Source organism: Pseudomonas rustica (assembly GCF_049959085.1).
Classification (GTDB): domain Bacteria; phylum Pseudomonadota; class Gammaproteobacteria; order Pseudomonadales; family Pseudomonadaceae; genus Aquipseudomonas; species Aquipseudomonas rustica.
In genome coordinates this window covers 3,198,596-3,213,048 of the sequence record NZ_CP188200.1, presented here as the reverse complement: position 1 = coordinate 3,213,048, position 14,453 = coordinate 3,198,596, and the positions used below count along the sequence as shown (strand labels likewise).

General features: G+C 58.9%; 13 protein-coding genes and 1 pseudogene. 7 read left to right on the top strand and 7 right to left on the bottom strand.

The features are described from left to right. Positions 1-73: 73 nt before the first annotated feature. Positions 74-535 (bottom strand): GNAT family N-acetyltransferase, encoded by a 462-nt coding sequence (locus ACP3TY_RS14670; RefSeq protein WP_426617803.1) that lies wholly within the window; start codon positions 533-535, stop codon positions 74-76. A 240-nt stretch (positions 536-775) separates the two neighbouring features. Here ACP3TY_RS14670 and ACP3TY_RS14665 point away from each other — a divergent pair, with 240 nt between their 5' ends. Continuing rightward, the gene (locus ACP3TY_RS14665) at positions 776-1,588 is read left to right on the top strand and encodes a class I SAM-dependent methyltransferase (protein ID WP_426617802.1); all 813 of its coding nucleotides are present in this window, start codon (positions 776-778) and stop codon (positions 1,586-1,588) included. A gap of 140 nt (positions 1,589-1,728) precedes the next feature. Here the strand turns inward: ACP3TY_RS14665 and pcsA are convergent, their stop codons facing one another. Then, the gene (gene pcsA, locus ACP3TY_RS14660) at positions 1,729-2,451 is read right to left on the bottom strand and encodes a phosphatidylcholine synthase (protein WP_053119275.1); all 723 of its coding nucleotides are present in this window, start codon (positions 2,449-2,451) and stop codon (positions 1,729-1,731) included. A 260-nt stretch (positions 2,452-2,711) separates the two neighbouring features. Between pcsA and ACP3TY_RS14655 the strand changes: the two genes are divergently transcribed. Continuing rightward, positions 2,712-3,491, top strand: coding sequence for a tellurite resistance TerB family protein (locus tag ACP3TY_RS14655; RefSeq protein WP_426617801.1), 780 nt, complete (start codon positions 2,712-2,714; stop codon positions 3,489-3,491). Positions 3,492-3,553: 62 nt separating this feature from the next. Here ACP3TY_RS14655 and ACP3TY_RS14650 read toward each other — a convergent pair whose 3' ends face one another. Beyond that, positions 3,554-4,549, bottom strand: coding sequence for an IS110 family transposase (locus tag ACP3TY_RS14650; RefSeq protein ID WP_426617800.1), 996 nt, complete (start codon positions 4,547-4,549; stop codon positions 3,554-3,556). A gap of 307 nt (positions 4,550-4,856) precedes the next feature. Continuing rightward, complete coding sequence (locus ACP3TY_RS14645) at positions 4,857-5,315, bottom strand: REP-associated tyrosine transposase (protein ID WP_426617799.1); 459 nt, start codon at positions 5,313-5,315, stop codon at positions 4,857-4,859. Positions 5,316-5,716: 401 nt separating this feature from the next. On the opposite strand from ACP3TY_RS14645, the gene ACP3TY_RS14640 reads away from it, so the two are divergent. From ACP3TY_RS14640 to ligD, 3 genes are read left to right on the top strand one after another with little or no spacing between them, the layout of a single operon-like run. Beyond that, a complete protein-coding gene (locus ACP3TY_RS14640; RefSeq protein ID WP_053119279.1) occupies positions 5,717-7,093 on the top strand; it encodes an iron-containing redox enzyme family protein in 1,377 nt (458 codons plus the stop codon). A gap of 11 nt (positions 7,094-7,104) precedes the next feature. Next, positions 7,105-8,058, top strand: coding sequence for a methyltransferase (locus ACP3TY_RS14635; protein WP_426617798.1), 954 nt, complete (start codon positions 7,105-7,107; stop codon positions 8,056-8,058). Between the two features lie 17 nt (positions 8,059-8,075). Continuing rightward, positions 8,076-10,679 (top strand): DNA ligase D, encoded by a 2,604-nt coding sequence (gene ligD / locus ACP3TY_RS14630; protein ID WP_426617797.1) that lies wholly within the window; start codon positions 8,076-8,078, stop codon positions 10,677-10,679. On the opposite strand, the gene ACP3TY_RS14625 is transcribed toward ligD, so the two are convergent. The 3 genes from ACP3TY_RS14625 to sodC all read right to left on the bottom strand — a co-directional run bounded on the left by ACP3TY_RS14625 (position 10,680) and on the right by sodC (position 12,141). Beyond that, complete coding sequence (locus ACP3TY_RS14625; RefSeq protein WP_426617796.1) at positions 10,680-11,081, bottom strand: hypothetical protein; 402 nt, start codon at positions 11,079-11,081, stop codon at positions 10,680-10,682. A gap of 80 nt (positions 11,082-11,161) precedes the next feature. Continuing rightward, a complete protein-coding gene (locus ACP3TY_RS14620; RefSeq protein ID WP_053119287.1) occupies positions 11,162-11,476 on the bottom strand; it encodes a DUF2388 domain-containing protein in 315 nt (104 codons plus the stop codon). 143 nt (positions 11,477-11,619) lie between these two features. Next, entirely contained in the window at positions 11,620-12,141 is a 522-nt protein-coding gene (gene sodC / locus ACP3TY_RS14615) for a superoxide dismutase family protein (RefSeq protein ID WP_159812454.1), read from the bottom strand. Between the two features lie 97 nt (positions 12,142-12,238). Between sodC and ACP3TY_RS14610 the strand changes: the two are divergent. Both ACP3TY_RS14610 and ACP3TY_RS14605 read left to right on the top strand, forming a co-directional pair. Further along, positions 12,239-13,144, top strand: a pseudogene (locus ACP3TY_RS14610) (MCP four helix bundle domain-containing protein); the annotation flags it as partial. Next, positions 13,139-14,002 (top strand): methyl-accepting chemotaxis protein, encoded by an 864-nt coding sequence (locus tag ACP3TY_RS14605; RefSeq protein ID WP_426620490.1) that lies wholly within the window; start codon positions 13,139-13,141, stop codon positions 14,000-14,002. The pseudogene ACP3TY_RS14610 and the gene ACP3TY_RS14605, both read left to right, overlap by 6 nt. Positions 14,003-14,453 lie beyond the last annotated feature (451 nt).

The window sequence follows — 14,453 nt, the reverse complement described above, 5'->3', positions numbered from 1 at the left end:
GATGCTGATTTTTAAGATCAAAAGATCGCAGCCTCGTGTCACTCGTCAGCTCCTGCAGGGGAATGGGTGTGTATTAGAGGTCGCGGGCCATCAGCGCGTGTTCACTGTCCCACGCGCGGAAGCGTTCCATCACTTGCCAGCCGCGTTTGGCGTAGTAGTCCTGCTTGGATTGCGTGTGCAGGTACAAGCGCGCAAACCCGCAGTCCTTCGCCTCCTGACAAATCCCGTCAATCAAACGCTCCGCCAAGCCTTGCCCGCGCGCTTCGGTGCTGACGAATACACACGCCAGCCACGGGCCGAGATCCGGCCGATGGGCCAGATCATCGCGGGCCAACGCTGCGCCGCCGACCAGCCGTTCGCCGTCCAGAGCAATCAGGCACGACCATTCACCGTTGCTTTGCCCTTGAGCAAATTCACGCTGCCAATCGGCCAAGGGCTGATGCGCATATTCGTAGTGAAATTGCTGATGAATCCACTCGGCATAGCGGTCGCTGTGTTGCATGTGATGTGCGAGCCAATCGATTTGCAGTGACATCGGTCGAGTCCGTTCCAGAGGCGGTCGTGCATCAAAAACCAATCCACCGTCGCTGGCAATCCCGAGGCTGTTGCAGCGGCTTTACAGATTTCCACCATTCATCGGCAAAGCAGCGGTTTTGACGGGTTGCCGGACGATTGGCCGGGACGCCAGGCAGACGCGGCGCGATAGTGATTGAGCGGGGTCACTGCCGGCCCGGTTCCCCATGTCCATAACAAGAACGCAGCGGAGCTCGAATTCATGACTGCACCGATTGATCTGACTGCCTTGAAAGAACGCCAGAAGGTCGCCTGGGCCAGTGGCGATTACGCCGTGATCGGCACCACCCTGCAAATCGTCGGTGAAAACCTCGCCGAAGCCTGTGATCTGCGTTGCGATGAAGAGGTGCTGGACGTCGCGGCCGGCAACGGCAATGCCACGCTGGCAGCGGCGCGGCGGGGCGCATTGGTGACGTCCACCGATTACGTAGCAGCGCTGTTGGAGCGTGGACAGGATCGGGCGCGCGCCGAACATCTCGACGTGACCTTCCAAGTCGCTGACGCTGAGGATCTGCCGTTCGAAGATGAGAGTTACGACGCAGTGCTGTCGACGTTCGGCGTGATGTTTGCGCCGGATCAGGACAAAGCGGCCGCTGAGCTGGGTCGGGTCTGTCGCCGAGGTGGACGGATCGGCCTGGCCAACTGGACGCCGGAAGGTTTCGTCGGCCAGATGTTCAAAACCCTCGGCCGGCATCTGCCGCCCCCGGCGATCGCCCAGCCACCGTCGAACTGGGGCGCGGAAGCTTGGCTGCATGAGCATTTCGATGATCACGATTTTGTCGTGCAGGTAACACGCCGCGAGTTCAATTTCCGCTATCGCTCGGCGGCGCACTTTATCGATATCTTCCGCCATTGGTACGGGCCGGTGCACAAGGCGTTCGCCGCGCTGCCGCCGGAGAGTGGGCAGGCGCTGGAAAGTGATCTGGCGGATTTGCTCAATCGTATGAATCGAGCAGGAGAGGATTCGCTGGTGGTGCCGAGTGAGTATCTGGAGGTGGTGATCAGCAAACGCTAGACTTATTTGTTAGATCAACGCAGGCCATGTGGGAGCGAGCCTGCTCGCGAAAGCGGACTGTCAGTTAAATAGTTCTTTGCTGACATATCGCTTTCGCGAGCAGGCTCGCTCCCACAGGGTTTGGTGTTGGGTTTAAGGTGCTACTTCTGATGCGCCCGATCAAACCATTCCAGCGCCGTGCGCCAGATGCAGATCCCCAGAAAGTACGCCGACATCAGCAACCACAACCCCATCACCAACGGGTTGATCACCGGGTGATTGAGCACCAGCGACAAGCTGCACAGCAGCCAGATCGCCGTCACCGCAATGTTGATCGGCATAAACCGGCGCACACGGAATGGATGCAAAAATTTCATCCGAGTCACCGTCAACAGCGCCAGCCCGATCACCGTCAAAAACGTGATCCAAGGCCCAGGGCCGATGATGTACAAACACAACGCAACCACATTCCACGCTGCCGGAAACCCGACAAAGTAGTTGTCCTTGCTCTTCATATTGACGTTGCAGAAGCAGAACAGTGACGACACCAGAATCAGCGACACAGTCAGCAGCAGGGTGTAATCCGGCAGCGGAATGTAGCGATAGATGAACAGCGCCGGGATAAACACGTAGGTCAGGTAATCGATCACCAGATCGAGGATCGAACCGTCGAAACTCGGCAGCACCGATTGCACATTAACCTTGCGCGCGAGGGCGCCGTCGAGGCCGTCGACGATCAGCGCCACGCCCAGCCACATCAGGCAGTGGGTCGGCTGGTTTTCCAATAGGGCGAGGGTAGCAAGGAAAGCAGTGACCACGCCGGTCGCGGTAAAACCATGGGCGCCCCATGCTTTGAGCCTGGCGATGTGTACGGTCGATATCACGGGGGCGTTCTCCAGAAAGTGAAGCAAGCCGGGTATCACCCTTGAGTGGCAAGGGCGCCGGCAAACCGGGTCGGGGTTGCAGCTATCGACCGGTCTGGCCGGGATAAGGTTCACCACCCTTGAATCTTAGCTGGCCGATGGAAAAATTCCCGGGGCAAACCGGCGAGGGCCTTGAGTGTCGGCCAAACGGTGCTGGCGCAATGGCTGCAGGGGTCTAGAGTTGCCAGACGCAGTCACTGCCAATGTCTGAGGATGACGCCATGAACACCACTGATTTACTCGAACAACTGCTGCGAGGCCAGGCCTCGGCGGGACAACAAAGTAACGCCTCGGCCGGTGGCGGTCTGGGCGGGCTCGGGGGCTTGCTGGGTGGTCTGCTTGGTGGCGGCTCGGGCGCGGCCAGCGGCGGCGGGTCTGCCGGTGGTCTAGGCGGACTGGGCGGTTTGCTCGGTGGATTGCTCGGCGGCGGTTCGGCTGGCGGTGGTGGGTTGGGCGGCGCCTTGGGAGGCGCGCTGGGCGGCGGTGGCGGCACGCAAAGTCGTTCCGGCGGCGGCACCAATTACGCGGCACTGGCGTCGCTGGGGATGATGGCGTTTCAGGCGTATCAAGCCTGGCAACGCAGCCAGGCCAGCACCGCGCCACAACAGATTCCACAAACGGCCAACCTGCTCGCGGGCCCGGACGTCGAAGAACACAGCCACGCAGTGCTGCGCGCCTTGATCGCAGCGGCCAAGGCAGACGGGCGTATCGATGAATCGGAAAAACACCTGATCAGCGCAGAAATCGGCAAGCACACCGACGATCCACAATTGCAGCAATGGCTCGACGCCGAAGTCGCCAAACCGCTGGACGCCAGTGAAGTCGCCCAGTCGGCAAACGGTGACCCCGCCATCGCGGCCGAAATGTATCTGTCCAGCGTGTTGCTGGTGGATGACCAGCAGGATGCCGAACGCAGCTATCTGGATGAACTGGCAGCAGCGTTGCAGATCGATCCGGATTTGCAGGTGCATCTCGAGCAGCAGGCCAAAGGGCAGGCGTAAGCCAACGTCAAAAGATCGCAGCACATTGGGTATATTTGTCCCTGTAGATACTCTGTTTACGGTCAAGCTTTTGCGAGGTCTTTTGCGCTAAAAAGCTTGGCCGTATCGAAATCTTCTCCGGCTTGCATGCAAGCCCACAGACCGGTCAGGTATTTGCGCATGACGGCGACGATCGCCTGCATCTTTCTCTTTCCTCGCCCGATCAGCGCTTCGTAAAAGGCTTTCACGTTGCTGTCGCAACGAATGGCGGTCAGCGCTGGCATATACATCGCTGAGCGTAGGTAGGCGTTTCCGCCCTTACTTATCCGCCCAGGTTTATCGATGCTGGTACCTGATTGCGTAAGCCGCACATCGAGTCCTGCATGTCGGCTGACCTGCGCGGATTTAAGCGTCACCGGCAAAGTCGTCAATTCAGCCAGTGCCGCAAATACTGAAATTTCGCCCATCCCCGGCGCTGCGATCATGTGCCCGAACTGGGCGCTTAACGTCGGGCAATTGTCGATCAGTGCCCGGCCTGCGAGCCTGAAACGCTCGATTCGCTTGTCGAAGGCCTCAATGGCTTCTTCTTCGTCTTCAATCAACATCGTCAGGGTTGTTTGAGTAGCCTTCAGCGCATGCAGCTCGTTCTTGGCTCGGGTGCGATGACATGTCAGACGATTGATATGCCTTCCGATAGCCCGCAACTCCAGCTGTATGGCTGTAGGTGGAGTCCACAATCTTGGGCTCATGCGCTCGCCGTATTCAGCTAGCAATTGGGCATCGATTGCATCGGTTTTGCTGTTTTTCAGCATCAGCTTGGCGAAGTTATGAAAGCTCTTCGGATTGATAACCGAAACGGGCAAACCCGCCGCAGCGAGCTCCATGGCCAAATCCAGGTAATAGATGCCGGTGGCTTCCATCACCACGGATAAAGGCTTGAGTTCGAGCAACTTGTTGATCGCCGCCTTACGCCCTGCGGGTGTTTGGTCGATGTTGCAGGCGCCTGCAAAACGACCGTCGTTACGCCAACCCATGGCGGTCGTGCGAGACCCCACATCCAAACCGACATGCATGCTCATGCTTTCAACTCCGAGTGAACTGGGTTAAAAATGCTTCCTGGTTCCCCTGACCTCGAACTTCATGCCACTGCAACCTTGTAATGCGAAGTCCGACTCGTCGGCTTCTCGATACTCTTCGTGGTGGGCAATGAGGCGGGGGGACCTCTCTACAGACAAGGTCAGGAGCAAGTCCTGCCTTTAGGAGCGATCGGTCTCCCCCAGAAAAACATCTTCGTATGTCCGCACCAGTGAGCCTAGATCTCAATTGACTGGTGTGAGGGCAACATACAAGGAGCTGCCGAAGGCTGCGATCTTTTGATCTGGATTTTCAAACCCAAACCGCATCCCACAACGGATAATCCCCCAACCGCGCAACCAACCCGGCCCGCAAAGGGTTCATCACGATATACCGCGCAGCCGCTTTCAAATCCTCATCCCGCCGCAATGCCCGATCGTAATACCCACGCTGCCACAGCCGCCCCTGACTGCCCCGTCTGAGATTGATCGAACGACAACTCCGCGATTTGACGCGGCACATCAGTTGCGCCAATGAACCTTGTTTAAGCTCAACCAGCCAATGCAAGTGATCCGGCATGACGACCCATGCCAGTGATTGAACCGATCCTGATTCTTCTGCCAAGCGTAATTGTTCAACCAACAACCGTCCGAATGAAAAATCGGCAAAAACCGGCCGACGCTGATCAACCACCACCGTCAACAGATAAACCTGCCCTGACTCCGAATACCGCCCCTTCCTCAATCCACATCCTTTTGCCGCAACAGGCATTCCTTTGCCCTCCAAAAATCATCGTCTTTGAACCCTAGCCATCCCTCGCCCAAACGCGAATCCAACCCGTTGCACGATGTAACCCCAATTACAAGATCTAACCCCGTAATACGATGTTTGCCCATGTAGGAGCTGCCGAAGGCTGCGATCTTTTGATCCTAAACAATCAACATCAAAAGATCGCAGCCTTCGGCAGCTCCTACAGATAATTTCGGCAATTTCGGCAGTTTCAGCAGTTTCAGTGGTTTCAGGTGTCGCAGGAGATTCATTGGCTGCAAACGCTTCGAAAGGGCCGTCCGTCCGGGCAATTTTCACGTCGATTGAATTTTTCACAGGCGCGACGCCTCTGCTGCTGTAGAGGCGCGTGAACAGCGTCCTGCCAATCGACCGAGAAAACTGCCATGACCGTCCTGACACGCCTGCATTCCACGCCTGCCCAGCCGCAGGCGATCAATCCTGCCGGGAATATCCGCTGCATTTATGACGCGTTGCTCAAGGATGAAAATCCGCAGGCGTTGGCGCAGTCATTCCTGCACGAGCAACTGCAAAACGCCGGGCAACTTCCGGATACGCTGCCGCAAGACCCGACGACGTGGCACGCCTGGGTGGCCGAACATTGCACCGATGTCGCGCAGCAATACGCCGAATATCTGCAACAACGTAAAGCCGGCGGGGCTCGGCAATTCTTCACCTGCAAGGCGCAGGCGCTGTACTTTCTGCAAGCAGTGGCGCCGACCAAACTGGTCGACGGCGCGTGGTTGTATGGCTTGCTGGCGCAGTGGCAGGATCCGCGTTTCGCCGGTTTGCTCACCACCTATCTGGAAGAACTCGGCGACGGCAACCCCGCGCAAAACCATGTGGTGATCTACCGCAAACTCCTTGCCGAACACGACTTGCAGGACAGCGCCGCGATCGCCGATGAACACTATCTGCAAGGCGCGTTGCAACTGGCGCTTGGCATCGCCGGTGTCGATTGCTTGCCAGAAGTGATCGGCTACAACCTGGGTTACGAGCAGCTGCCATTGCACCTGCTGATCACTAGTTACGAACTCAGCGAGCTGGGCATCGATCCCTATTATTTCACTCTGCACGTGACCATCGACAACGCCAGCACCGGCCATGCGCAAAAAGCCGTGCAGGCGGTGCTCGACCTGTTGCCACTGGAGGCTGATCGCGCCGATTTTCTGCGTCGTGTATCGCTCGGTTATCGCCTTAATGATCTGGGGCAGGGCAGTCGCGCGATCATCGAAGGCTTCGACCTTGAGCGTGAATTGTTGGCGATGCTTGAGCGCAAGCGGCCGTTCGGCCAGCACATGCATTCCGACTACTGCCGCTTTGAAGGCCAGACCGTCAATCAATGGCTGTCGACACCTGAGCAATTGCCCGGCTTCATGCAAGCGCTGCAGGACAAAGGCTGGATCAAACGCAACGAAGACCCACAGAACAGCCGCTTTTGGCAACTGATCGCGGGTGACGGTGCGGCGATGTTCGGCGTGTTCAACGCCTATGAAAAACAACTGGTGCATGACTGGATTGCCGGCGATTGGAAATCTTCGGAAAAGCCGAAAGTCGCTCGGCGCCGGCCTCAAACGGCGGCATCGATCGCGGTGCCCGAGCAGGATCCCGATGTGCAGCAATTGAACGCGGCGTTGCAAGGTCAGGACGGTCTCACGCAAATCGCGACGCTGATTCCGTGGCTCGCCCCGGATCGCCATGCACACCCGGCCGGGTTGCTCGCCACCCGACGATTCATCGAACTCAAATCACGCCAGCCGTAAGGAAATTTTCAATGAGTCAGGAAGAACAATTCAGCAGCCATGATCTGGCGCTGCTGCAACTGGGCCGGCGCCTTCAGGCCGATGGCTACCGTTTCATCACCCCGACGCCGCTGACGCATCAGCGCGTTAATCAGCGCGACGAAGGGCAAATGGCTGACAGCCTGCGTGATGTGTTTGGCTGGTCGCGGCCATTCGAACCCGGTTTGCTCTCCGCCGACGAACAGCGCCAGTTACAGGAGGCGCAAGTCATCGACACCTACGAAGGCCAGCTGAAAAGTCGCGTGCGCTGGTCGAGCCTGGATGATCTGTTGTTCGTGCATTCGGCGTTCCCGACCGACGCGGCGGACTCGGTGTTCTTCGGCCCCGACACCTACCGTTTCGCCCAGATGATCCACGCTCATCTGCAACAGAACTTCGCCCCGATCCATCGCGCGGTCGACATCGGTTGTGGCGCGGGCGTCGGTGCGATCGTGATCGCCCGAGCCCGTCGCGAGGCGCAAGTCCTGGCGCTGGACATTAATCCCGCCGCGCTGCGCCTGACTGCAATTAATGCGGCGCTGGCGGAAGTCGCCAACGTTGAAGTTCACGCCAGTGATCTGTTGCACGGCGTCGACGGCGAGTTCGATCTGATCGTCGCCAATCCGCCGTACATGGCCGATCCGGCGGAGCGCGCCTATCGCCACGGTGGCGGAACACTTGGCGCGGGACTGTCACTACGGATCGTCGAGCAGGCGCTGAATAGGCTGGCTCCCGGTGGTTCGCTGCTGCTCTATACCGGCGTGGCGATGGTCGATGGCCGTGATCCATTCCTCGACACGGTGCTGCCGCGACTCGATGAAAAACGCTTCGCCTGGACGTACCGTGAAATCGATCCGGATGTCTTTGGCGAAGAGCTGCTGAACCCCGGATATCAACGGGTCGACCGGATCGCCGTGGTGGCGTTGACCGTCACCCGAATGGGCTGAAATCAGGCAGGTGCACGATGAACAGGAACCTCGACGACTACAACCGCATGCGCGATTTCTCGGCAACCTCGGAACCGGCGGCAGTCAAACGCTCGGGCCGCAAAACCGCCGCCGAGCACGCCTTGCAGTTCTGCATCCAGAAGCACGACGCTTCGCACCTGCATTATGACTTTCGCCTGGAACTCGATGGCGCGTTGAAGAGTTGGGCAGTGCCGAAGGGGCCGTCGCTGGATCCCAAGGTCAAGCGCCTGGCGGTGCACGTCGAGGATCATCCGCTGGACTACGCGACCTTCGAGGGCAGCATTCCCGAAGGGCATTACGGCGCGGGCGATGTGATTGTCTGGGATCGCGGCGTGTGGATTCCGCAGGAGGATCCGCAACAGGCCTACGCGAAAGGCAAGCTCAAGTTCGAGCTGCAAGGCGAGAAACTCGGCGGGATCTGGAATCTGGTGCGCACGCACATGCCGGGAAAAAAGGAGCAGTGGTTCCTGATCAAACATCAGGACGGCGCGGCGCGGCCTCAGGATGATTACGACGTTCTGGTCGCTGAGCCGGACAGCGTGTTGAGCGAACGCACCCTCGTCGACAAACCGAAACTCGCCGCCGAGCAAAGCAAACCGGTGAAGAAACCCGCCGCCAAATCGCGCAAAAAAGCCACCGGCACGCTGACGGGCGCGCATAAAGCCAAGCTGCCGGCGCAGCTCAAACCCGAATTGGCCACACTGGTCGACAGCGCGCCTGAAGGGCAGTGGAGCTACGAAATCAAATTCGATGGCTACCGGATCATGGCGCGGATCGATCACGACCAGGTGCAACTGTTCACCCGCAACGGCCACGATTGGACGCACAAGTTGCCGCAACAGGCCGAAGCCTTGGCCGCGCTGGGTCTGGAATCGGCCTGGCTGGACGGCGAAATGGTCGTCGCCAACGAACATGGCGTGCCGGATTTTCAGGCGCTGCAAAATGCTTTCGAGGCTGGGCGCAGCGGCAACATTCTCTACTACCTGTTTGATCTGCCGTATCTCAACGGCGTCGACTTGCGTGAGGTGCCGGTTGAAGAGCGTCGAGCCGCGCTAGCGACGATCCTCGGCGCGCAGAAAAATCCGCTGCTGCGCTATTCCGAAGCCTTCGACGAAACCCCGGATGCATTGCTCAACAGCGCTTGTCAGATGCAGATGGAAGGCCTGATCGGCAAACGCCTCGGCTCGCCTTATGTGTCGCGACGCAGCGGTGACTGGATCAAACTGAAGTGCAAGCATCGGCAGGAATTTGTCGTCGTCGGCTACACCGATCCGAAAGGTTCGCGCAGTGCCTTCGGTGCCTTGCTGCTCGGTCTGCATGATCGCGACAGCGGCGAATTGCGCTACGCCGGCAAGGTTGGCACGGGCTTCAACGAAGCGACGCTGAAAAGCATTCTGGCGCAGCTGAAACCGTTGCAGGTGAAGAAGGCTGCCGTGGTCAATCCGCCGAGCGGTTTCGAGGCCAAAGGCGTGCACTGGCTCAAACCGAAATTGCTGGCCGAAATCGCCTTCGCTGAAATGACCAAGGACGGCTCGGTGCGCCACGCCGTGTTCCATGGTTTGCGCGATGACAAACCGGCCAAGGACATTACTGAGGAGCGAGCGAAACCGGTGAAGACTTCAGAGACGAAATCCGCAGCGAAAAGCCCTGGGAAAAAACCGGCGAAAAAAGTGCCCGCGGAAAAGGCTGAGACTGCGCCGTCGCAACTCGGTCTGGCCAACGGCAAAGTCCGTATTACTCACCCTGATCGGGTGATCGACGCGGTCAGCGGCACGACCAAAATGCAACTGGCCGAGTACTACACCAGCGTTGCCGAATGGATTCTGCCGCAACTCAAGGATCGCCCGGTGGCGCTGGTGCGCGCGCCGGATGGCATTGCGGGTGAACTGTTCTTCCAGAAGAACGCTGAGCGCCTGGCGATCCCCGGCATCAGCACGCTGGACAAAGACGTCACCGGCCAACCGGTGATGCTGATCAACAACGCTGAAGCGCTGATCGGCGCGGTGCAGATGAGCACGGTCGAGTTGCACACCTGGAACGCAACCACGGTGGATCTGGATAAACCCGATCGCTTCGTACTCGACCTCGACCCTGATCCGGCGCTGCCATGGAAAAGCATGGTCGAAGCCACTGCGCTGACCTTGACCGTGCTCGATGAACTGGGCTTGAAAGCGTTTCTGAAAACCAGTGGCGGCAAGGGTATTCACTTGGTGGTGCCGATCACCCGCAAGCTCGGCTGGGATGAAGTGAAGGATTTCAGCCACGCGATCGTCAGCCATATGGCCAAGCTGTTGCCGGATCGATTTTCGGCGGTGTCCGGGCCGAAAAACCGTGTCGGGCGGATCTTCATCGACTACCTGCGCAACGGCCTCGGCGCCACCACCATCTGCACTTACTCGGCGCGTACGCGCGAAGGGCTACCGGTGTCGGTACCGCTGTTTCGTGAAGAGGTTGGGGAGATCAAGGGCGGCAACCAATGGAACGTGCATAACGTCCACGAACGGTTGGCCGAGGTTGGCGATGAGCCTTGGGCTGACATGAAGAAAACCCGGCAGAGCATCACCGCCGAGATGCGCAAACGAGTCGGCATGAAAAAGTGATCAGGTGTCGCGCAGCAAGTCGTGGGCGTTAAGCAATTCAAAAGCGATTTCGGGGTTGTTGTTCAGGCCCCGTCTAATCGCCGTTGGAATCGACTTGCGCGTTTTACGGCACAGACCCGGCAGCGCGTCGATTTCGATCTCGATGCCGAGCATGGTGCGCACTTCGTGAAAACCCGGTGTGACGTCGACGCGAATGCCCAACTGCTCGAACATGCGTCTTTGCAGGTGCCGGAGGTCGTCGAGGTTTTTCAGTTTTTCGAGGCGCGCGAGCAGGACTTTTTCTTCCTCGCGGGTCAGGCGCAGGATGCGCAAGTCCGCACCGGGTGTGTCCAGCAACGGGTCGCGCCCGCAATCGCAGGCGCCGGGTGGGCAGGGGGAGCGCAAAGGCGCAGTCGTCGTCATGGCCTCCATCATAGAGGCCGTCGGACAGTTTTGCCTATGCGCCTTCAGCGGCCATCCATCGGCTGCTTGCTCCGTGCTGGCTACTGATTCAGGCCTTCGTAATGCACCAGAATGGCGTTGGCGAGGTCTTCATCGCTGGCGTTGATGCCGGGATTTTCCTGACGAACCTGTTGCAACACCGACTCAAGATAAACCCCGCGAATGGCTCCGCCGCTGGCGACAAAGGCAGACAAGTCGTCACGCGCCGGGATCACCATTTTGTGATCCTTGAAGGTCGAGTACAGCGAAGCGGAAACGCCGGCCGAAGTGGCCACATCCCCCGCATCGACCTTGGCCATAGCGGAGCCGACGGGCAGGCATAAGAGTAAAGAAGAAACGAGCAATAACTTGCGCATGACGGGGTTCCTCCACAAGCGCTAAGCAAAAAGGGAAGGACTGCATAATGTGAGAGGTGCGCGGAGGGCGGGAGTTCCGTGAGGCGTTAATTCTGCAGACGCGGGCACGCCATGGCGGGTGCCCGGTCTTGACGCGAGTTCTATCAAATCACGCCACAGGCCATGCGATCACCGCCACCACCCAGAGGTTTTGGCATGTCGGAATGGTTGTCGCCACCGGCGTGAATCATCAGCGCGTGGCCCTTGATCTCGGAGATTTTCTTCAGGCGCGGCGCCAGCACCGGGTAATTGGCGATACCGTCAGCGGTCACGTACACCGCCGGCAGGTCACCGAGATGGCCGTCTGCGTATGGGCCGAGGTGCTTGCCGGTTTTCTGCGGATCGAAGTGCCCGCCAGCTGCCAGTGCCGCGCCTTTGACGCCGTCCTTCATGCCCGGCTCGCAACTGCCGTTTTCGTGCACGTGAAAACCGTGCACGCCGGCCGGCAGGGATTTCAGATCAGGGGTAAACAACAGGCCATACGGCGTCTCACTGACGGTAATCGAGCCGATCGCCTGCGGTGCACCGTCGGCGCTGACCAGATTGATCGCGACTTTTTCCGTCGCTGCCTGAGCAGTGCCGATTGCGAAGGTGCCGAGCAGACCTAACCACAATGCGCGTTTCATAAGCGTTTCCTTGTGCTGCATGAGTTTTCAGAACGACGGACTCAATAGCCTGCCGGCATTAACCGGCGATGAAGGCCATGTCCGCGTGCGTTGAAAAATGAGACTTGCCGCTCAAACTGAAAGTTTTATCGCCGTTGCCCTGCGCGCAGACATCTGCCGACACGCTCTGGCGCGGCAGACCGGCGCAAATAGGCTTAACTCTAGGACTGACAGGCCTTTACCGGCGTCCCCCAAGGAGAAACCCACGGTGTCGATCAAACTGCGTTTAGTGTTGCTGATTGTTACCAGTCTGCTGACGGCATTGCTCGTGAGTCTGGTCAGCTACGTCGGTAACCTGCACATGGCTTCGGCGGTGAGCGACAACGCGGTGAGCATGAGCGCGCTGCGCAACCACATGGAAGCGGACATGATGCACGACGCCCTGCGTGCCGACGTCTATTCGGCAATGTTGGTGGGGCTGGGCAAAAGCACCAGCACGCCGGCCGAGGCACGCAGTTCGATCGAGGAGCATGCGCGGCATTTTCGTGAAGTGCTGGAAGAAAACCTGAAACTGCCGATCAACCCGACGTTGCGATCGGCGCTGGAGCAGATCAAACCGAGCCTTGAAACTTACATCAATGCCGGGGAACGCATTGTCGGCCTGGCGCTGGATAACCCGGACGCTGCGCAGCAGGAACTGGGCACGTTCAATGCGGCGTTCAGCCAGCTGGAAACGCAGATGGCCGCGTTGAGTGAATTGATTGAAGCCAATACCCGTGAGACCAGCGCTGGCACCGAAGCCGCGATCCGCAACGCCAACATTGCCCTCGGCGTGGTCTTACTGGCGGGGCTGTTGCTGCTTTTGGTCGAGGGGCGCTGGGTGATCCGCAGCATTCTCGGGCCGTTGAAAACCGCCAGCCGCATCGCCGAAAGCATCGCCCACGGCAACCTCAGTGAACCTATCACCGAGCCGTCCGGCAAGGACGAAGCGAGCGCTTTGATTCGCACGCTGGCGACCATGCAACGCGATTTGCGCAACATGATCGACGTGGTGCGTAGCAACGCCCACGGCGTCAGCGGCATGAGCGAGCAACTCAGCCACGGCTGCCATCAAGTCGCCGACAGCAGCCAGCAACAAAGCGTCGCCGCCAGCACCATGGCCGCTGCTGCCAGCCAGATGACCGCGAGTATCGAGGAAATCACTCGCCACGCCGAACGCGCCCTGAGCATGGCCAATCAGGCAGAAAACCTGGCGAAGGAGGGCGGCGGGGTGATTCATCAAGTGGTCAGCGATATGGACGACATTGCTCGTTCGGCGCAACAGTCGGCGCAAGTGATCCGCACGCTGGATCAGGAATCCGAAGGCATTTTCAACATTATCCAAGTGATCAAAAGCATCGCCGACCAGACCAATTTACTGGCGCTTAACGCTGCGATCGAAGCGGCGCGGGCGGGCGAACAGGGTCGTGGTTTTGCCGTGGTGGCGGATGAAGTGCGCAGTCTGGCGGCACGCACCAGTGCCTCGACCCAGGAAATTGCTGCGATGGTCGCGCGCATTCAGCACAGCACCCGCGAGGCGGTGAGCAGCATGGAAGCGGGTGTGGCGCAGGTCGACAAGGGCATGGCGGTGACGGCAGAGGTGGAGAGGGCGATCCGGGAGATTCTGGAGGCCACATTAAGTACCACACAGTTGGTCAATGACATTACCCGCACGATTGGTGAACAGAGCTTGGCCAGTAACGAGATTGCTCATCAGGTCGAGATGATTGCGGAGATGTCCGAGGGCAATAGCCGGGTGATCGGGCAGACGGCGACGACTACGGATGAGCTGTCGAGTCTGGCGGGGCAGTTGGCGCAGTCGGTGGATCGGTTTCGGTTGTAACAGAGTTTTGCAGTGATTGAGCGGCCGCTTTCGCGAGCAAGCTTTGCTCCTACGGGGATCGTTGATACCCGCTTTTCGTAGGAGCAGAGCTTGCTCGCGAAGAGGCCCGTCCAGTCACCCCAATACTTAAATGCCCGCCCCAAGATTCATGTTCAACCCCCTCCAGCCGATAAGTCCCTGAACGTAAAAGGACTATCAAGTCGGGAACAGACGCGCGGGTTTGTCCTGACGTGATATTCTTCGCGCCAACTTGGTTTGACCTAATTCAGTCTGCTTGCCGCGTGGCGAGCTGACGGAATCCCTGTCGCTCAAGTAGCTGATGCCAATAATGATAAGAAACCAGTTCAGAAGGGACATTAACTGAGGTCGATGCGGTACGTCGGCCTTGTGTGCCCACCCGTCAAAATTGCAGTGTGCCGGAATCTGCGACGCCAGCCTGAGCGTCACCAAA